This is a genomic window from Thermogemmatispora onikobensis (assembly GCF_001748285.1).
In the GTDB taxonomy this organism is placed as follows: domain Bacteria; phylum Chloroflexota; class Ktedonobacteria; order Ktedonobacterales; family Ktedonobacteraceae; genus Thermogemmatispora; species Thermogemmatispora onikobensis.
On record NZ_BDGT01000004.1, the window covers coordinates 66,672 to 85,747 of the forward strand.

The 19,076-nt window shown below is 60.4% G+C and carries 13 protein-coding genes; 7 read left to right on the plus strand and 6 right to left on the minus strand.

Annotated elements, in window-relative coordinates:
• Positions 1–93 precede the first annotated feature (93 nt).
• Positions 94–2,238 (plus strand): amylo-alpha-1,6-glucosidase, encoded by a 2,145-nt coding sequence (locus BGC09_RS02960; RefSeq protein ID WP_084657884.1) that lies wholly within the window; start codon positions 94–96, stop codon positions 2,236–2,238.
• A gap of 244 nt (positions 2,239–2,482) precedes the next feature.
• Positions 2,483–2,968 (plus strand): Hsp20/alpha crystallin family protein, encoded by a 486-nt coding sequence (locus BGC09_RS02965; protein WP_069801937.1) that lies wholly within the window; start codon positions 2,483–2,485, stop codon positions 2,966–2,968.
• A gap of 380 nt (positions 2,969–3,348) precedes the next feature.
• Here BGC09_RS02965 and BGC09_RS02970 read toward each other — a convergent pair whose 3' ends face one another.
• The 3 genes from BGC09_RS02970 to BGC09_RS02980 form a co-directional block, all read right to left on the minus strand.
• Entirely contained in the window at positions 3,349–5,238 is a 1,890-nt protein-coding gene (locus BGC09_RS02970; protein WP_069801939.1) for a protein kinase domain-containing protein, read from the minus strand.
• A 250-nt stretch (positions 5,239–5,488) separates the two neighbouring features.
• Complete coding sequence (locus BGC09_RS02975) at positions 5,489–5,896, minus strand: RidA family protein (RefSeq protein ID WP_069801941.1); 408 nt, start codon at positions 5,894–5,896, stop codon at positions 5,489–5,491.
• Positions 5,897–5,998: 102 nt separating this feature from the next.
• Positions 5,999–7,051, minus strand: a complete 1,053-nt coding sequence (locus tag BGC09_RS02980; protein ID WP_069801943.1) for a DUF4097 family beta strand repeat-containing protein — start codon at positions 7,049–7,051, stop codon at positions 5,999–6,001.
• A 592-nt stretch (positions 7,052–7,643) separates the two neighbouring features.
• On the opposite strand from BGC09_RS02980, the gene BGC09_RS02985 reads away from it, so the two are divergent.
• The gene (locus tag BGC09_RS02985; RefSeq protein ID WP_069801945.1) at positions 7,644–8,636 is read left to right on the plus strand and encodes a hypothetical protein; all 993 of its coding nucleotides are present in this window, start codon (positions 7,644–7,646) and stop codon (positions 8,634–8,636) included.
• Between the two features lie 305 nt (positions 8,637–8,941).
• Here the strand turns inward: BGC09_RS02985 and BGC09_RS02990 are convergent, their stop codons facing one another.
• Complete coding sequence (locus BGC09_RS02990) at positions 8,942–10,561, minus strand: AMP-binding protein (protein ID WP_069801947.1); 1,620 nt, start codon at positions 10,559–10,561, stop codon at positions 8,942–8,944.
• A 408-nt stretch (positions 10,562–10,969) separates the two neighbouring features.
• On the opposite strand from BGC09_RS02990, the gene BGC09_RS02995 reads away from it, so the two are divergent.
• The 3 genes from BGC09_RS02995 to BGC09_RS03005 all read left to right on the plus strand — a co-directional run bounded on the left by BGC09_RS02995 (position 10,970) and on the right by BGC09_RS03005 (position 15,120).
• Complete coding sequence (locus tag BGC09_RS02995) at positions 10,970–12,601, plus strand: GxGYxYP domain-containing protein (RefSeq protein WP_069801949.1); 1,632 nt, start codon at positions 10,970–10,972, stop codon at positions 12,599–12,601.
• The gene (gene mftF, locus BGC09_RS03000; protein ID WP_069801951.1) at positions 12,598–14,184 is read left to right on the plus strand and encodes a mycofactocin biosynthesis glycosyltransferase MftF; all 1,587 of its coding nucleotides are present in this window, start codon (positions 12,598–12,600) and stop codon (positions 14,182–14,184) included. The genes BGC09_RS02995 and mftF overlap by 4 nt, the downstream gene beginning before the upstream one ends.
• A gap of 114 nt (positions 14,185–14,298) precedes the next feature.
• Positions 14,299–15,120 carry an alpha/beta fold hydrolase gene (locus BGC09_RS03005; RefSeq protein ID WP_069801953.1) on the plus strand — a complete coding sequence of 274 codons (822 nt, stop codon included), beginning with the start codon at positions 14,299–14,301 and terminating at the stop codon, positions 15,118–15,120.
• Between the two features lie 227 nt (positions 15,121–15,347).
• Here BGC09_RS03005 and mftC read toward each other — a convergent pair whose 3' ends face one another.
• Together mftC and mftB are read right to left on the minus strand one after the other, a co-directional pair.
• Positions 15,348–16,571 (minus strand): mycofactocin radical SAM maturase, encoded by a 1,224-nt coding sequence (mftC, locus tag BGC09_RS03010; RefSeq protein WP_069801955.1) that lies wholly within the window; start codon positions 16,569–16,571, stop codon positions 15,348–15,350.
• Positions 16,572–16,677: 106 nt separating this feature from the next.
• On the minus strand, positions 16,678–17,007 hold the full coding sequence (mftB, locus tag BGC09_RS03015) for a mycofactocin biosynthesis chaperone MftB (RefSeq protein ID WP_069801957.1): 330 nt from the start codon (positions 17,005–17,007) through the stop codon (positions 16,678–16,680).
• A gap of 396 nt (positions 17,008–17,403) precedes the next feature.
• Between mftB and BGC09_RS03020 the strand changes: the two genes are divergently transcribed.
• Positions 17,404–19,038 carry a penicillin-binding transpeptidase domain-containing protein gene (locus tag BGC09_RS03020; RefSeq protein ID WP_069801959.1) on the plus strand — a complete coding sequence of 545 codons (1,635 nt, stop codon included), beginning with the start codon at positions 17,404–17,406 and terminating at the stop codon, positions 19,036–19,038.
• Positions 19,039–19,076 lie beyond the last annotated feature (38 nt).

Genomic DNA, 19,076 nt, shown 5'->3' on the forward strand with positions numbered 1-19,076 from the left:
TCGGGGAGGCAGGCGCACGCCTGAAATGGAGCTTGCCCGAGAGCACTTCGGCGGCGCCCACGCCTCCATCTTAGCGCCAGGGGAACGAGGGCCATGATGCAACAGTCTGAGACCAGCGCAATGAAGCGCACTTCGCTGAATGCATGGAATCTCTCGCTTGGTCGCGCCATCTGCGGCGACGTTCAGGCGGGCCTGGAACGCGAATGGCTGGTTACAAACGGCCTTGGCGGCTATGCCGCTGGCTCACTTCTCGGAGCCACCACGCGCAGCTATCACGGCTTGCTGGTCGCCGCCCTTCGCCCGCCGGTTGAGCGTTGGGTACTCGTGACGAAGGTCGATGAGGAGCTTCGCCTCCCCCAGGGCACAGTCTTGAAATTGGGGGTCAACGAGTATCACGATGGCACCCTTGACCCACAGGGAATGTCGTACCTCGACAGCGTCTGTCTCGAAGGCGACATTCCCTGCTTTCGTTATCGCCTGGGTACTGCTCTTCTTCTAGAGAAGCGCATCTGGATGGAATACGGACAGAATACAACGTACGTGCAGTATACTTTGCATGGTAGCTATGACGAGGGTGGCGAGCAAGCGCGGGAACCATCGCTGTTGACCTTGCTGCCGTTTTGCGTCGCGCGTAGCCATCATAGCACACTGCGCGGCGATCCTGGCTGGCACTTCCAGGTCGGACAGGATGGGAACCGCTACCGTATCCGCGCTAGCGCTGACACCCCCGTTTGTCAGTTGATCGTCGGTCCTTCAGCCCGCTTTGAACCACGGGGTCTCTGGTATTGGCGGGTCCTCCACCGTCATGATCGCGATCGTGGCCTGCCATGCGAGGAGGATGTCTATCTGCCTGGCGTTTTCCATCTCCCGCTGACCCCCGGCGACCGGGTGACGCTCGTATTGAGTGCTGAGCAGGAGCCACCCGCTGCGTTGGGCGGCCCGCAGCACGAGGAGCAGGTCGCCCAGGCTTATGCGCACCATCGTCGCCGTCTTAAGCAGCTCCTTGCTGTGGCAGATCGCAGCGTTGAGGATCTGGCCCAACGCGATCCTGTCCGCGCCCGCCTGGCAGTGGCCGCAGACCAGTTTATTGTGGCTCGTCCGCAGTATGTGCTCACTCCTACGGGAAAGCGCTATTTGCAACTCTCGCCCGATCACAAGACGATTATTGCCGGCTATCCGTGGTTCGAGGTCTGGGGGCGCGACGCCATGATCGCTCTCCCCGGCCTGCTCTTGAGTACTGGCCGCTACAGCGAGGCCCGCGGCCTGCTGAAGGCCTTCGCCTCGTCTGCCAATCAAGGTTTGCTGCCGAACCGCCTCCCCGAGAACGCCACGGCTCCAGAGTATAATACCGCCGATGCCTCGCTCTGGCTCTTCCGCTCCCTCGATCGCTACCTGGCCGCCACCGGTGACTGGACCTTGCTGAAGGAGCTGTTTCCCGCCCTCGAGGAGATCTTGCAATGGTATATTCGCGGGACGCGCTACGGTATTGGCATGGACAAGGGCGATGGCCTGCTGTTTGTAGGATTGGGAACAAGCGATCTGCAGCTGACCTGGATGGATGCGCGCGTCGATGGCTGCCCGGTGACGCCGCGTCGCGGCAAGCCTGTGGAGATCAATGCGCTCTGGTACAATGCCCTGGCCTGCATGGAGAGCTGGGCAGTGCGCCTGGCCGTTGATGCCACGCGCTATAGTCAGCTGCGCATCCAGGTGCGCAAGCATTTCGCTGAGCGCTTCTGGTACCCCGAGGGGGGCTATCTCTACGATGTGGTCGATGTCGATGGACAGGCAGGCGAGAACGATACTGCTCTCCGCCCCAACCAGCTCTTTGCTGTGGCTTTGCCGCGTCGTTTGTTGAGCGACGAGCAGGCCCGCAGCATTGTTGAGCGTGTGCGGGCCGAGCTGCTGACACCGCTTGGGCTACGTACGCTCAGCCCCCGTGATGCTCGCTACCGCTCTCGCTTCAACGGCGATCAACACCAGCGCGACAGCGCCTATCACCAGGGGACAGTCTGGCCCTGGCTCATTGGCGCCTATATCGATGCCTACCTTCATGTCTACAAAGACAACCAGGCCATCCTGCCTTTGTTGGAGCCGCTGGTGCGCCACCTCTGGGACGCCTGCCTGGGAACAATCAGCGAGGTGGCCGAGCCAGAGCCACCTTTTACGCCTGCCGGCTGCTTCGCTCAGGCCTGGAGTGTGGCCGAGGTGCTGCGCTGTTGGACGCTGGTGACTGAGTAGATAGCCCGCAGCATCGGGGGCGAATCTCTCTGCTCCTGGCGGGAATAAAGTCCCCCTGGTCATTGTTTCTAAAGGGTGGAAAGGCCGGAAGGAGGTCAGCCAGCGCAGCATATGACTGGCTGGCAGTGGAGTGCGCGCAGGCTCTTCGCTCTTGCGCTGCGCGCGCTTCCACAGAAGCTGATGCTCTTGTGGCCTGACATCGCTACGTGACGAGGTAGTCATATCACGAAGGAGGTGACGGACCATGACGACGATGGTTCGCTTCGATCCCTGGCGTGAGATGATGAGCCTGCGCGAGGCGATGGACCGGCTGTTTGAGCAGACCGTTGTGCGTCCGTTCTTCGGCACACCCTTCAGCCCAACCATGCCCCTGAACGTCTATGAGACGGATCAGGGCTACCAGGTGCAGGCGCTGTTGCCGGGCGTCAAGCCGGAGGACATCGATCTGACAGTCCAGGAGCATACCCTGACGATTAAGGCGCGCTATCCGGCCCTGGTGGATGAGGGGAAGCAGGTGAACTGGCTGCTGCACGAAATCGGCTCCGGCGAGTACGTGCGCAGCATCACCTTTGCTAAGCCGATTGTGGCCGATCAGATCGAGACGCACTACGAGCATGGTCTGCTGACGATCACTGTCCCGGTGAGCGAGGCCAGTCGGCCAAAGCGCATCGCGATCACAGCCGGTCAGCCTGAGCCTCAAAAGGAGCTGGCAGCCGCTAGCACCCGCTGAGGTGTGAGGACAGTTCACACGTGGCGGATCAGAGAGCGGGCTACTCCTCCGCCCGTGTCACGCGCTCCCACCGGAAGCGGCACAGGAAGGCATGCAGGAGGACCACGTGGGAAGTGACGCCGGTGAGCTGGTAGCTGAGACCGGTCCTGTGGGCGGCTGACCCGTCAGTCGCGTCGCGACGCATTGAGCGCGCGCTTCCGGTGAGAGCCACGCCTCGTGTGACACCAGTCTGGCGGGTGGCTGTTGGCACTATGCTTTACCAGGCTTGGAGGCCTGGTTTTTTTTGTGCTCTGCTCTCTGGCCGGTCAGGTCCTGCTGTCCCCCACGCAGGCAAGAGCCAGCGCAGGCGGAGAAGACGCAAGACGAGCGTTCTGAGCGTTCTATTGCACGCGCACCAGGATAACGCTGATGTTGCCTTCGCCGCCGGCGCGATTGGCCTCATCAACCAGCAAGCGAGCCAGCTGTTGGAGGTCCCCCCCACGTGCCAGCAACTCGCTCAGACGCTCATCGCGGAGCATGTGCCAGAGGCCATCGGTACAGAGCAGAATCAGATCACCTACCGCTACCTGCCGACTGAAGAAGTCCATCTGCAGGTGAGGCGCCAGACCCAAATAGCGGTAGAGGCGATGGCGACGGGCACTGCTGTAGAGATCGTCAGGTGCCAGTAGCTCTGCTTCAACCAGGTTAGCAGCCAGCGAGTGATCACGGGTGATGCGCTCCAGTCCTCTGCCGGGAACAAAGTGATAGGCCCGGCTATCGCCAATGCTGGCCACATAGAGATGGTGGCAATGAAGCAGAGCCACAGTCAGCGTGCTGGCCATGAATGTGTTGTAGTCAGCATTAGAGTGGTAGATGACCTGGTTGGCGCGTAGGACACTTTCCCGCAGCCAGAACTCAGCTTGCTGTGCAGCTTGCAGGTGAGCTCCATTCTGCCCTCTGAGCGGCAGGGCGGTCAGACGCGGGATGAGGACGTCAGCCACCGTGGCAATGGCCAGATGACTGGCTTCATGTCCCCCGATCGAGCGCCCTTCCGGCCCGCGCAGGCCATCGGCAACACCGAACAGGCCGAACGGACGTGGCGGCAGCCCAAGACCAAGGCCAAGCCCCTGAACCACAAGCAGCATGTCTTCGTTGTCTTGGGCGACATAGCGCCGTCCTACGTCGCTTATATAGCCGACCTGGCAGACGTCAATCACGAGCGGTGAGGTTCCATTGAGAGCCTGGCCGCAGTGCCGACAGTAGCGCGAGCCGGGACGGTTCTCTCGTCCACAGGCTCCACAGGGATTTTCAGGGATGAGAGTACGCACCAGTACATTGGCGCCGCTGCGTAAGGGACTGCTGCGCTCCGGCGGCGGCACAATCACGGTTGGGGCCTCGGCAAGAGCCTCCTTCACAGCTTCCGCGAAGGCGCGGGCGCTCGGCCAGCGCTGGGCGGGGTCAATGTGCATGGCCCGGAGCATAGCAGCATCTACCCCGGGATTGAGGGCCGGGTTGAGCTGGCTCGGCGGCGGCAGCTCGGCTGAGTGACTGCGCACGATAGCCTGAAAAGGCAGCAGGCCCGTGAACATCTGATAGACGACGACCCCCATTGAGTAGATATCGCTCGCCGGCTCAGCATGCCCTTTCTCCTGCTCAGGAGCAATATAGTGTTGGGTACCCAAAGCCCAACCTCGCTGCGTCAGCGGCACCTCCTTTTCCATGGCGCGCGCAATACCAAAGTCAGTCAGGACCAGCCGCCCGTCGTCCTGGTGAATGAGGAGATTCGATGGCTTGATATCGCGATGGACAATGCGTTGCGGATGGGCATGCACCGCATCTACTGCTTCAGCGAGGTCGCCGAGATAGCGCAGAGCCAGCTCTAGCGACAGCGGCTTCTCATCCTTAAGCAAGGCTTTGAGCGTCCCCCCAGTGACAAGGGGCATGGCCAGGTAGAGCAGACGCCCATCTTGACCGAAATTGAGGACTGGGACAATATTTCTGTGCCGTAGCTGATGGGCATAGCGAGCCTCACGCTTGAAACGCTCTACCGCAGTGGAAATATCCATGTTCGAGATGTGGAGCGAGAGGATCTTGAGTGCGACCTCCTGCTCATCAAAAGCATCTTTGGCCCGGTAGACCGCTCCCATCCCTCCAAGCCCAAGGAGCTGCTCAATGGTGTAGCGCCCTGCAACAACTGCCCCAGGAAGCAAACACTGACAGAAGGGCTTGCTGCACTGGAAGGTGCCATCAGGATAGCTGGCCTGACAACGCGGATTCGGACAACGAAGCATCAGGGGTTCCTCCCAACACAGGCCGCGCGCACCGGGCGAGCGGTCTTGGCCTTGCTCGGGTATGCAGGTCAAGCGCGAGAGCAGGCAGATGACCGACTTCTCCCGCTTCTCGCGCTATAAGTCTAGGGAAGTTGTTGCTTCGCTGTCAATTGCTTGTGCTCAGCGCGCACAAGCTGAGCCTTGCTGCAACCCGGGCAGCGCCTCCTGGCGGTCTCCTTCTTCTTCTTCTTCTTCTCCTCCTCCTAATCTCCTACAGAGCATCCCCCGGGAGAAGGGCATCGGCTTCAATCTCTACCAGCCATTGGGGATCAAGTAAGCGCGCCACCTGCACCATAGTAGAGGCCGGACGCACCGTGCCAAAGAACTCACCATGAACACGGCCTACCTGCTCCCAGTCTTCTGCGCGCGTCAGAAAGATACGGGTGCGCATCACCGCTGAGAGATCGGCGCCAAGTTGCTCCAGGGCCGCCTGAATAATCTCCAGGCAACGTCGCGTCTGAGCAGCGGCATCGCCAGGGGCCACTGTTTTTCCATCTGGGCCAAGCGGTGCAGTGCCCGAGACAGCGATCACATTGCCCAGACGGACAGCCCGCGCGAAGCCGATGACTGGCTCATAGGGTGAGCCAGAGGAAACGATTCGACGCTCTAAGCCACTCACTTGCCCCTTTCATTCTCCTTTCACCTTTTTGATCACCGTTCTGCTTATGATCAAGCAGTAACGTTTGCAAGGACAAGAGTCTTGAGATGTTCCTTGAGATATTCAGGGAAGAGCTGGGCCTGCGCGGCGGACTGTGACGCTACCAAGATTGGTATGCAGCTGCAACTGGGCCCGGGGAGGAGCGCCGACAGGGGCCTGCCCGAACTCATTGGTCACGCCCCCCAGGTTGGAAGAGGCGGCAAGCAGCAGCGGCGTGTCGGACGGCAAGGTAACATCAATTGTACCCGCGTTCGTTGTCATCTGATAATGCCCTCCGGGCTCCAGGGTTCCACCAAAGGAGATCGCACCAGCGTTCGTGTGGCAGTAAACCTGCCCGCAGAGCCGACTCTGCTGGACAGTGATGGTGCCAGCATCCGTCTCCAGTCTTGAGCGATCTTCAAGTGTGGCCTGCAGCACGGTAATCGTGCCTGCATTCGTCTTGACCGTCAGTCGTCCCTGCCCGCCCAGGACCTGAACAGAGCCAGCGTTACCCTCGATCTGCAGGTCACAGACTGCAGGCACCCAGATATCCAGACGGACATAGCCCAGGTTTGCAGGCAAAAAGGAAGGCCGGTAGAGGCCCGAGACGTCAACACTGACCGTGTTCTCCCTCTGCTGGCAGTCGACAACGAGCTCGTCGCGTTCGCCCACGAGGCCGCTGAGATATTTGGTTGCCAGAATCTCAATCGTATTGGTGGAGCTGTCCCCGCGATGAATGGAGATGGGGCCAGCCGGATTGCGAACGATGAGCGTCGGACGCCCAGTGACCTCGAAGCGGCTGACGGGCAGGGCGACGACCCTCCTAAAGCCCCAGAAGGCTACGATACCCCCCAGCACGATGAGGGCAACCAGCGCGAGCCCCAGGCCAAGGAGGTTATTGAGATAGCTGATAAAGAGACTACCAATAATGACGATGACGACAACTATCAAAACAAGCTGCCAGGCTGGCAACGAAGAAGAGCCTGGTTGCACTTTCCCAAAAGCCGCGTGGGCCTCATAACCCGCGTCCCAAAAAGAAGGTGGAGGATGGCGCGGCTCCCTCTCGGTTTGGGCCTGCTCTTCTCTCGCTGGCTGTGGCTCTTCACCTGGCGGGAACATCATATGCTGCTGGCTCATAGCCGATTCTCTCCCTTGCGTCCATCTTCTTCTACTTCTTCAGAAAAGCTCTTCCTCTTCTCCCCATCGCTCTCGGATCTCGGAATAGCTCTCAATACCACGACCCTCCTCCACCCCCGACCTTTCGTGATCAACAGCCAGAGAGCCTTTCTCTTCTCCTGGCCACGTGCCCGTTCCCTGGAGTGACCTGGACGGCAGCAGATCGCACCATCTCGCACCCTCTACAGCTGCAGCGCAGGTCTCCTAACACCACACCCCCCAGAAGACCAGAGATACAACCAACGTTACTGTTACGCCGCCAGCTTGCGTTCTCTCTGCCGTTGCCGTAGCAAATACGCGAGGCTGGGAGAAAAGTTGCAAAGGCAGCGGAACCATAAACTCTCTTCCCGGAACAGTGGAAGGCCAGATCAGAGAGGCAGGCAGCCAGCCAGCCAGCCACAAGGTTAGCAAGAGAGCGACAGCCTGGTCCACCGCCAGATTGCCCCGGCTAGCGAAGGAGGAGTATAATCTGTCAGGGTGAGGGCCGCTGCTGCTCTCTGTTTGTCGGCATCACCCCAATGGAAGACGCGAGCTAAAAGGATATGTTTCCGGCATGATACAGACACTCCCACTGGTGCTTTCAATTGTCATGAGCGAGCTGGCCATCGGCTCGTTCCTGTTGCTCTATGTGCTGGACTGGCGTAGTGAGGTGCGGCGCAGCTTCCTTCTCTTTTTCTCTATCATCTATCTCCTCTTTACCGCTCTCACCTATCTTTTCCAGCAGAGCTTCGCCTCTCAACCATTGCTGGACAGTTTTGTGCGACTCGATAAGCAGTGGACTGGCTATACCGGCCCGGCGCTTCTGGCCTTTTTGCTATTGCAGCTTCCCTATTTGCTCTTCCTGATTCTGGACCGGCGGGCCGGCGTCGATGGGAAAGAGAAAGCTGCGCAGGCCGGAGCCGCAGGGCAATTTTCTGTGGTACGTCTCCTACGACTGCTCAGCGGCGGCCTGGCTTCAGTGGCAGGCTTGTTTATGCTCTTGGTTCTGGGCATGATTTACCGTCCGCTGGCGCCCTCTCCGCTCGGGGAAGCCCTGGCTGTCCTGAGCTTCTTTATCGCGGCCCTGGCCGTCGGTGGCGTGATGACCTCGATGTGGCTCGGCCACTGGTATCTTGTCACACCGGCCCTGAGCGAGCGTCCACTCCTGTTCAGCACGGCAGTGGTCCTGATCGCCATAGTGCTCCAGATTATCCTGACGCTGGTCAGTTCTACTGTGGCTGGCCCTGCGGCCTCGACCGCCGTTACTCACTCAGCTCAGGCCACAGCGACAGCTATTGCTACCTCGGTGCCCACGCCAGTCGCCTCAAGTACAGCTACCGCTGTCAAGCCAGCTGGCGCCCCGACGGTCAGTCCCTTGAGCATGGACGTCCTTGGCTGGCTGCGCATTCTGCTTGGCTTCGCCTTCCCTCTCGTGCTGGGGGCCCTCACCTGGAAGCTGGCACGCGAGCGCTCTTTCCAATCGGCCACGGGCATGCTCTATCTGATCGTTGTCATGACGCTGGCAGGCGAGGTTTTGGCCCGTGGTATGTTCCTGAGCACGCTCTAAGATCTGGCTGGTGGAGTCTGCCACGCCACGAATCGCGCAGATCGAGCACAAGCCAGCAAGGAAGTCACCAGATCGCGGGTGCCTCAAAAGGCAGGGTGAGAGTGGTCTCCTGGCAGGTGCCAACGCTCCCACCCTGTTTTTCAGCTAACATCTCTCGCAGGCCCGGCATCGGCCTGCTTCACCTGAGATACACCTTGTCCGCTGCTTGCCTGGAGCTGGCCTATGTCCGTCAGCCTGGAGCAGGCAGGCAGAAAGATCGGCGCTGCCTGCCTGCTGGCCCTTGCTACGGCCTGCTACTGCTCGGGTTAGAGCGCCTGCTGTTCGGCGGCACGGCGCGCGCGCTCGCGCTCCTTCAGCTCGCGACGGAGGATCTTCCCAGAAGCGACTTTGGGGATAGCGTCGATGAACTCCACAAAGCCCAGGCGCTTGTAGCCAGCCAGGCGTCCATTGACAAAGGCGATCAGCTCATCGGGCGTCACGCTCTGACCTGGACGCAGGACGACAAAGCCTTTAGGCACCTCACCGGCCTCGGGATCGGGCACGGGGATCACCGCCGCATCCACGACCGCGGGATGCTCTAGCAACAGGGCCTCGATTTCTGCAGGGGCAATGCCAAAGCCCTTGTACTTGATCATCTCCTTCTTACGATCAACAATGTAGGTGTAGCCGTCCTCGTCGACATGGCCGATGTCACCCGTATAGAGCCAGCCATCGCGCAGGGTCTGAGCCGTCTCCTCGGGCGCCTTCCAGTAGCCCTTCATCACCTGGGGGCCACGGATGATGATCTCTCCATCCTCGCCCACCGGCAGCTCGCGCGTGCCGGTCTCGAGGTCGACAATCTTCTGCTCAGTATTGTGTACGGGCAGGCCGACGCTCTCCAGCCGCACCAGGGCTGGATCTTTCGGCTGAGCATGAGTGAGCGGCGAGGCTTCGGTCAGACCATAGCCCTGGACAACCTGAATGCCAGTCTTTTCCTGGACTTTGCGGGCTGGCTCCGGCGCCAGCGGGGCCGCTCCAGAGAAGATGTATTTGACGCTCTTGAGCTTGCCCAGGTCAATGGGAGCATTTGCCAAGGCCAGGATAATCGGGGGAACTGCGAAGTAGTAGGTCACATTGTATTTCTCACATAGCTCAAGAGACTGGAGCATATCGAAGCGCTCCATGACAATCTGCGTCGCCCCACAGGCCAGGAAACCGCCGGTCAGCATGACACCATAGATGTGGTAGAAAGGTAGGAAGAGCAGAGCTACATCGGTGAAGGTCGTTTGAAGCGCCGTGGTGAACTGCAGATTATTGGAGACCAGATTGCGGTGGGTGAGCATCGTTCCTTTGGGCAGGCCAGTCGTGCCCGAGGAATAGGGGAGCGCCAGCAGATCATCGGGATCGATCGGAACCGCCGGCGGCGCCTTCGGCGAGGACTCGCGCAGCAGGCGCCCAAAGGGGATCGCCTGGGGCAGGCCCTCGGGTACGTGGCTGCCGGTGACAATGATATGCTTCAGATTGGGCAGCGACTTCTGCCCCAGCACTGCCTGTAGCAGCGGTAGTAGCTCGCGCTGCACCAGGATGGCGCTGGCCTCCGAGTTCTCTAGCTGATAGGCAATCTCGCGCTCTTTGTAGGAGGGATTCATCGGAGTGACAACCAGACCAATGGAGGCCGCGGCAATGAAGGTAATGGTGTACTCCGGTCGATTGAGGGTAAATATGCAGAGCCGCTCGCCTTTGCGCAGCCCCAGATTGTACAGCCCGTTGGCAATGCAGTTCACCATCGAGACAACCTCTCGATAGGTCAGGCTGAGGTCATGGTAAATGATGGCCCGCCCATCGGGATTACGCTCCGCCGCTCTGCGCAGCAGGTGATCATAGGGAACTTCCGGGAACTCGACGGGAGGCCTGAACAGCTCGGGAGCAAACATTTTCTCTGGCATGCTTCAATCCTTTCTCGACCCGGCCCTGGGTCTCAACAGCAATGCAGAATGTAGATGCCCTTGCACGTAGTAACAGCAGGAGGAAAAAGCTACCGAGTGTTGAGGCGACGCGGTAGCCAGGTTCTGCTCAGCTTCGCTGCTTTCGCAGGCTTGTATAGTAGCATACTCCAGAGATGTGAGCTGGTCAATACAGCATTCATTCTGGCTTCAGACATTTCGAATCGTCCCCAGGCGAGGATGAGCTTCCTTCCCTTGACGAAGGCTGCTTGATACCCTATAATCCTCTTGCAGAAAGTACTGTCCGCCTGTGCCATTCACTGCCCACCACTGCCTAACGATGGCCCAACCGCTGCCCGGCGAGGCAGCAGATGGCACCGGCCTCTGTCCAGAAAGGACCTGTTCCCCTCTATGGATGCCGAGCGGGGCGCGGCGTCGTCCTCTCTTGACTGGCCAGCAACTGCTTTTTTTCCACACTGGCAAGTGCCTCAAAACCTGGTCGTGGCCGATTTGCGCGATGCTTCCTTCGCGATCAAGCTGGCCGCCAGTACGCTGGCTGGCCTGGTCAATGTGCCACAGCCACAGCTCTATCTGGCAACCTATGAGGATGATCTTTTCTGGCTGCAAGCCGCCATCGCTCCTTGGCCTGTGCTGCTGGAGAGGCTGGAAGGGCAGGGGGAGATCCTGCTCAGGGAGCTGATCGCTCGCTTTCAGACACGCATTGCTGGCTTCATCGTCTACGACCCGCGACGCCCGGCCAGCGTGAATGTGGCGACCACCCTGGCCGGTATCCAGAGAGGGGTGGTGGCAGCCCCTGAGCTGCTGCCGCTGCTGCAACAAGCAGCAGGAGAGAAGCCAGTGTTGCTGGATCTGCGCCTCTCACACTGGCCGAGTGAGTACCTGGCTTATCGCTGGGCCAGCGCGGCCAGCGCGCGCCAGAGGTCGCGGAGATCGCTGGCTGGCATGAACCCGGCAATTGCCAGCGGCCTGCGCTCGTTTCTGGTGGCTACGCGCACCTTTGTCCACTGGCTCGATTCGCGCCTCTGGCAACCCTTTACAGGCCAGCAGCGCCAGCTGCTGGAGGAGTTGTTAGCCGAGCTTCTCCCCGGCAGCGTCCACCTGGGCTGGTTTCCAGACGAGGGAAGTGGGGTCACACTGGCCTCGGAGCGGACCGTGGCGGTCCTGGCTAGCGACCACTGCAGCAACCTGGAGGTCTGGAACGCGCTGCAACCCCCAGAGCTGATTAACCACCTCCAGGCTCTGGCCCAGCGCTATCGTCGTCAGCAGGACGAGCGCCCTCTGCCAGCTCTGGAGCCACGTGTCTATCTTTCTTTAACGATCAGTGATGGCGATAACCTGCAATACACGCAACACCGTCTGCTGCATCTGTGGCGCGATCCGGCCCGCGGCAGGCTGCCGCTCGGTTGGACAATCGCCCCTGCACTCTTGGAGGCCGCTCCCGCTCTGGCCGCCTATTATCTGGAGACGGCCAGCCCCCAGGACGAGTTGATCGCCGGCCCCAGCGGCGCTGCCTACATTTTTCCTTCGCGCTGGCCAGCCACTCAGCTTCCAGCCTTTCTGGAGCATAGCCAGCGCTTGCTGTCAGGGATGGGCCTCTCCCTGCTGCAGGTGCTCGACGGCGATTGGCGCCAGCAGCTGGGCCTCCCACTCCCGACCAGTATGCGTATGTCTAGCGCTGCGGGCCAGCGCGCCTTCATCGAGGCTCTTCAGCCTGCGGGGCTGCGCGGCCTGCTCACAGGCGCTGGCGGTCTGACGCTAAGCTATAAGAAAGTCAGGGGGCTGCCCGTCTATCACAATCTGGGCCTTGTCAGCAGCAGATCTCAGCTGGTGCAGCTTGTCAGAGGCCTGCAGGCCATCCATCGTCGGCGTCCGCTCTTCCTCCAGCTCTATGTACTGGCCTGGCGCCTGACGCCCACTGTCCTCTGGGAAGCGCTCCAGGACCTGGGTGAGATTGTCTCTCCTGTGACCCCAGGTCAGCTGTTGCAGCTCATTGCCCAACAAGGAGAAGGTGCGGAGTCGTGACAAGCACGAAGAGCTACCGCTATCCGGCACCGGGCTGTTATCGCCTGGCCCCGGGCCTGCGCCTGCTAGAGGGGACAGACGGTCAGTCCGGAGGGCTGGTTATCACTGCCTATCCATTGCGCGTCTTGCGCCTTGGTCAGCATGCCTGGCAATTGCTCAGCTTGTGCCGTCAAGAACGCAGCGGCGCAGAACTGGCCCGCCTGAGCGGACTCTCCAGCGAGCGGGTCTCTGCCCTTTGCCAGCAGCTCAGTGCCAGAGGATTACTGGAGGCCGGCCCACCGCCGCCACCGCGGTCGTGGCCAGGTGTCTCCGTGATCGTGCCTACCAGCAACCGCGCCAGCCAGCTTGCACGCTGCCTGCAGGCCATCCTTGGGCTGCGCTATCCTGCGCAGGCCCTGGAAGTCATCGTCGTCGACGACGCCTCACACGATCAGACGTCGGCAGTGCTTGCCAGCCTCGGCCCAGCTTTCGCCAGTCGCGGGATGAGACTGCGTCTCCTACGCCATGCCCGGCGTCAGGGCGCCGCTGGTGCCCGCAATAGCGGCGCTGCCTCGGCCCGCTATGAGCTTCTGGCCTTCGTCGATGACGATTGCGTCGTGACGCCAGACTGGCTTACGACCCTGGTGCCACTCTTCGCCGAGGCAAAGGTGGCCGCCGTCGGCGGTCAAATCCGCGCCTATGAAACCGGCAGTGCGTTGGGCCGCTATGAGGATGTTCGTTCTTCGCTCTTCATGGGCCTGCAGCCACAGGAGGTGCGCTTGAGCGGCCCGCTTACCTATCTTCCTACAGCTTGCTTGCTCGTGCGCCGCGAGATCTGGCAGGCCCTGGGAGGCTTTGCCCCCCTGACCTATGGCGAGGATGTTGATTTCTGCTATCGGCTGTTGGCCCAGGGCTGGCGCATCCGCTATTGGCCCGCTCCAGAGGGCATGGTCTATCATGACTACCGTACGCGCCTCTGGACGTTCCTGGGGACGCGCGTGCACTATGCCTCTGCTGAGGCCGTGCTCCAACAGCTTCACCCACAGCAGCGCCGGGTTTTGCTGCTCCCGCCGCGCGAGGCGAGTTTTGCTGCTCTGACAGTCGGCAGTCTCTGGCGGCTCTTCAGTCCCGTGCTGGCGACCAGTCGGCGGCGCCAGCACAGGAATCTACACCGCACAAGCAAGGCGGGGCGCGCAAGCTTCTCGCTCTTGCTGGCACTGTTGGCACTGCTGCTGCCAGCTGCCAGCGTCTGGCAGCGCCGTCGGCGTCTCCACCTGGCTCAGGTGCCGCTGACAGCCTGGCAGCTCTGGCAGGCCACGCTGCGCAGCTACCTGGCCTACACCTATCACCTGTGTCGCCATCTGACGCGCTACTACACGCTCGCGCTACTGGCAGCGAGTCTACTCTTTCCACCGCTGCTGGTGCTGGTTGGCCTGCTCCAGGCCATCGTAGTAAGCGTTGATTACGCCCGCCTGCGTCCGCGCCTGGGCCTGTTAGCGTTTGCCTGCTACTCTCTGTTAGAGGATTGCGCCTATGCCTTCGGCCTGCTGCTTGGCTGCTGGCGACAGCGCACCTGGCGGCCATTGCTAGCCGTGATACAATGAAAGAACACCACTGTCCCACAATCACCCAACTCGCTCAACCATCCGACCCAGACCAACCATCTCTACCTTCGGTAGCCGAACGGTCACGCTGAAAGGAGGTGACGCAGACAGATAATGGCGGGAACACTGCAACCTGAATGGGGTTTTATTGAGGCTCACGGCACCCAACTCTACTACGAGGTCGCCGGACGCGGCCACCCGCTCGTCCTGCTTCACAGCGGGTTGCTTGACCATCGCTCCTGGGACCCGCAGTTCATGGAGTTTGCTCAGCACTACGAGGTCGTACGCTACGATCGGCGCGGCTTCGGTCGCTCGGCTATGGGCAACGTCGAGTACTCAGATGTCCGCGATCTTTACGACGTTCTCAACGATCTGGCCATTGATCACGCTTACCTGCTGGGTCTGTCGCTGGGCGGCAGGGTAGCCATCGATTTCGCTCTGACCTATCCCGAGATGGTCGATGCTCTGATTCTGGCCGCCGCCAACATCAGCGGCTACGATAACTATACGCCGGAGACGCGCGAGCGTGGAGCGCGCATCGCTGCCGCCGCCCGGGCCGGGGACAGGGAACAGCTTTATGAGCTGTGGGCCAATGACCCGGCGATGCCCCAGGAGAACGAATATCCAGAAGCCGCTCAGCGCTACCGCGAGCTGCTGCGCGACTACAGCTTTGTGCACTATCTGAATCCAGCACCCAGGCAGCCACTCAAGCCACCTGCCTTGCAGCGCCTGGCCGATATCCGCCAGCCGACGCTGATCCTGATCGGCGATGCCGACTCGCTGGAAACGCAAGCCCAGGCCGATCTCCTGGAAGCCGGTATCATCGATGCCAGGAAGGTGGTCATCCACGGCGCCCGCCACATGCTCAACCTCGAACGCCCCGAGACCTTCAACCGTGCCGTGCTGACCTTTCTGCGCAGCCTCGAACGCCGCTAGGCAGGCAGCGGCAGGTCAGCAGCGATAAGAGGAAAGGGAGAAGCTGTACAAGCTGTACACGCTACCCGCCCCTCCAGTACTGCCCACCTCCGAGCAGTGCCCGGCCTGACCTGACCACCGCTGCCTGTGAGCGACGTTTCGTTCAAGGACCCTGATTGGCGTGCTCGTTCATCGACGATCTTCCAGCCACTCTAAGGCTCTTGTTCTCTTTTCCTCCCCTATGCTTGTTACGGGAGAGCGTACTCCGATCCGGCTGGCGACGAGCACGAGGCCTCTTGCAACACGAGCTGTATATGGCGAGGGACGTCAGCGAGCACGCACTCGGGGTCACGCACTCGCAAACTGCGCTGGACGAACCACTTGGTGGCTGGACAGCCACCATGACAAAGGTCGTAGCGCGAGCAACCGCCACAGGAGCCGGCTCCCATCTGGCGGTAGAAAGCAAAGACCGGCGAGTGCTGCCAGATCTCACGAAAGCTCTGTTCGTGTAAGTTACCAGCCTCGAATTCGGGCGTTTGGAAGAAGGCGCAGGGATAGACCTCGCCTTCAGGACAGATACAGCAGGTGGCGGTCGCCGCGCCGCACATGTCCAGGCCCGCCAGGCGCTCGCCAAAGGCATTCAGGTGGAAAAACGAGTCAGCAGTCAACACATCGGGATGCTCCCGCAGCCAGGCCACAAAGCCGCGATACTGCTCGCGTGTGGGATGTAGCTCTTCCCATACTGCGCGCCCGCGTCCAGAAGGGCGCAGACGTGTCACGCGCAGTTTGGCCCCAAAGCTGCTGGCGATCTCATAGAGGCGATCCAATTCGGGGAAACTATAGCGCGTCAGGACGCTATTGACGGTTAAGCTCAGGCCCTCGGCAGCCAGACGCTCCAGACCGCGCATGGCTCGTCGAAAGGCATCTTGCCCACGAATCCGATCATTGGTCTCAGGGGTGGCACCGTCCAGGCTGACCTGAAAATAAATCGGCTCCAGAGCAGCCAGGCGGCGAGCGCGCTCAGGCGTGATCAGGGTGCCATTCGTGCTGACGCACATCACCAGGTCACGCTCACGGCAACGCTCCAACACACGCCAGATGCCCGGATACATGAACGGCTCGCCGCCTCCAAAGTGGATCTGGAAGACCTGCATCTCAGCCAGCTCATCGACCACTGCCAGGGCTTGCTCTGTCGTCAGCTCACGCCGACGGCGCTTCCCCGAGGATGAGAGGCAATGCACGCACGTCAGATTGCAGGCCGCCGTGATCTCCCAGGTTACCGTGATGGGCGCCGAGAGTCCTCCCTGCAGGAAACGCTGCGAGCCGCTGGTCTGTGTGAGTGAGGGCGGGCTGCCGGTCTCGGCAAAGGCAGCTTTGGCCAGAGGGTGAAGAGCACCAGGCTCAGGCCGCCCTTGGCCCCCGCTCCCGCTCCGCCCACGGTGACGCCCATGAAACTGTACGAATTGGGTCATGCCCTTCTGCTCCTTCTTCTACGAGTGCTTCGCCCGGCTGCTTGTGGCTATCCTGCCCGCCGTAGAGAGACAGGCCGGGGTCTAGACAACTGTCACCTTGCTCGCTCTATTGCGCCGCTGCCTCGCCAGGCGCCAGCTCAGCCACTGGCTCGGCCTCTAGATAGCCGCGTTTCAGCAGCTCAGCGAGTGCCGCAGAGAGGCGGGCTTTGGCTTCTGCCGAGAAGACTTGCTGTTCGATGGCCGCGCTGAGATCGCCTGCAAACTGCTCTCGTGCCAAGAGCAGTAGCTCTATCAGACGTGGAGAATTGATGAACGAGAGCGAGCCTCGATCAGCACAGCCATATTTATAGAGGATGCCGCCAAAGGCTTCACGCCGAATCTTGACCTCGGGTAGCAAACGATAGCGGGAGCCTGCCGAATGTGCAGTCATGGTCATAGGAGTCCTTCCTCCTACCTGGTAGCCTGGTAGGTAGTCAGACAGATAGGCAGCCTGTCTATAGAACGATCTGGAAACCATTGGTTCCCTGCACGCCACCTCAAGTCCGCTCACACAGTACGCGAGCGGACTTGGCAAGTACCCTATACAGAGGAAGCATACTCAGAGATCTATCCCAGCGTCAAGGCCGCGGCTCCGAAGCGTTAGATACTCTAGGGGAGAGTGCAAGAGACCCCGTCCACGGCTCCCCTTTGTTAGCTAAAAGACTTGGCAGACAAGAGACCGCGTGCTACACTTGCCTGGATCTTAACTAACAGTAAGCAAGATCGATAGAAGAGGCACAACAGGCAAGAGAGCACCAAAACTGTTTCGAGATAGACGCAAGGATCGAACGTCATGAATATCCATTCGGCCATACGCCGTCTCAACCAGGTCTTCATCGTGCTCTTCCTCGGGCTAAGCCTTGGGCTGGTCTACTGGCAAGTGGCAGTTGCGCAACAGGTTACGTCGAATATTCATAATATTCGCCAGTGCATGAAGGATCATGCTCCAGTACGTGGCAAGATCTATGACCGCAATGGGGTACTTCTGGCCGAGTCCAAGCCGATTGACCCCAACAACCCCTTTAAGGGGGCGCTCTGCGGCTACCAGCGCCACTACTATCTGGATGGCATGCCCTCCCTCGCCAACTTGATTGGCTTCTACATCAGCCCACTCTTTAACTCGACAGGGATCGAGCACGCTTTTGACGACTATCTGAGCGGGCGGGCCGGTTTAACGGAACTGACGAACAACCTTAACCTGATCCTACACCGCCCTCCCGTGGGTGATAATATCTACCTGACTATCGACACGCGCATCCAGAAAATTGTCGAGCGCGATTTCGATAAGTATGCACCGAGCTATAACCCGGCGGTGCCGGAACTCAAGATCGATAACGAGAATGTGTTTGCCACCAACCGCGGTGCGGTGATTGTCACCGACCCTCACACAGGCGAGATTCTGGCGATGGTAACGCGCCCAACCTACGACAGCAATCGCGTGGCCGCCGGAGATCTGACCTACTATAACCAGCTCCTACGCAATCCAGATGCGCCGCTCCTAGAGCGTCCCACCCAGGGTCAGTACGTGCCTGGTTCGGTGTATAAGGCGATGACCTTGCTGGCGGCGCTGGACACCGGTACTTACCAGTTGAATACGCCTTCGTTTGACTACCAGCATGCAGTCGGACCAGTGACGATCGGTGGCGAGGTCTTCGCTCCCCAGCTGAGCAACATCTACCGTGCCAGCTACGCGCGCACGTTCCCAGTGAGCATGAATATGGGCTTCTCTCACTCGGATAACGTGATGTTCGCCGTTATCGGCTCTAAGCTGGGGGCAGATACCTGGCTAGAATACAATAAACGCTTCTACGTAGGCCAGGACATTCCCTTTGATTTGCCAGTGGCCCGTAGCTCGGTCCTCCCAGCCAATGGGCAGCTGCCCCCGAATTTGCTGGCGGAAAACGCCTTCGGTCAGGGCGTCGACCTCGTGACGCCCATGCTCATCTCGCTGATCGATGATGCGATCGCCAACAATGGTCAGCTGATGCGTCCGATGTTGGTCTCGCGTATCCAGGCTCCGGACGGCACGATCATTAAGTCAATGTCACCTCAGACCCTGAGTACGCCGATTTCGGAGCAGACAGCCAGCTCCGCCCGTGAAGCGATGTATGGCGTGGTGCGCTGCGGTTCGGGATCGGTGATTCCCGAACTCTACAGCTCCCCCTGGAACATTATTGCGAAGACCGGCACCGGCCAGGTCGGTGGTGGTAAGGGCGCCCACGGCTGGCTGATGACCCAGGCTCCTTACCAGGACCCGCGCTTGACGATCGTGAGCATGCGCGAGAATGCTGGCGAGGGCGCCAACGTCAACGGTCCCGCGGTGGCGGCAATGTATAACGACATTTATACCAGCGTCTTAAAGCTGCAGCAGCCAGCGCCCGCCGATCCCTCAGTACCGTACTGCACACAACACGGCCTGTGGACCTAGCTCCCACTTCGATCTGGCCAGCTTTGCAGCTGGTTTTG

Bases quoted from the DNA above. Each gene is read 5' to 3' on its own strand.
- BGC09_RS02965 (WP_069801937.1), top strand. From the start codon at position 2,483: ATGACGACGATGGTTCGCTTCGATCCCTGGCGTGAGATGATGAGCCTG.
- BGC09_RS02980 (WP_069801943.1), bottom strand. From the start codon at position 7,051: ATGAGCCAGCAGCATATGATGTTCCCGCCAGGTGAAGAGCCACAGCCA.
- BGC09_RS03020 (WP_069801959.1), top strand. From the start codon at position 17,404: ATGAATATCCATTCGGCCATACGCCGTCTCAACCAGGTCTTCATCGTG.
- BGC09_RS03005 (WP_069801953.1), top strand. From the start codon at position 14,299: ATGGCGGGAACACTGCAACCTGAATGGGGTTTTATTGAGGCTCACGGC.
- BGC09_RS02985 (WP_069801945.1), top strand. From the start codon at position 7,644: ATGATACAGACACTCCCACTGGTGCTTTCAATTGTCATGAGCGAGCTG.
- mftC (WP_069801955.1), bottom strand. From the start codon at position 16,571: ATGACCCAATTCGTACAGTTTCATGGGCGTCACCGTGGGCGGAGCGGG.
- BGC09_RS02990 (WP_069801947.1), bottom strand. From the start codon at position 10,561: ATGCCAGAGAAAATGTTTGCTCCCGAGCTGTTCAGGCCTCCCGTCGAG.
- BGC09_RS02960 (WP_084657884.1), top strand. From the start codon at position 94: ATGATGCAACAGTCTGAGACCAGCGCAATGAAGCGCACTTCGCTGAAT.
- BGC09_RS02995 (WP_069801949.1), top strand. From the start codon at position 10,970: ATGGATGCCGAGCGGGGCGCGGCGTCGTCCTCTCTTGACTGGCCAGCA.
- mftB (WP_069801957.1), bottom strand. From the start codon at position 17,007: ATGACCATGACTGCACATTCGGCAGGCTCCCGCTATCGTTTGCTACCC.
- BGC09_RS02970 (WP_069801939.1), bottom strand. From the start codon at position 5,238: ATGCTTCGTTGTCCGAATCCGCGTTGTCAGGCCAGCTATCCTGATGGC.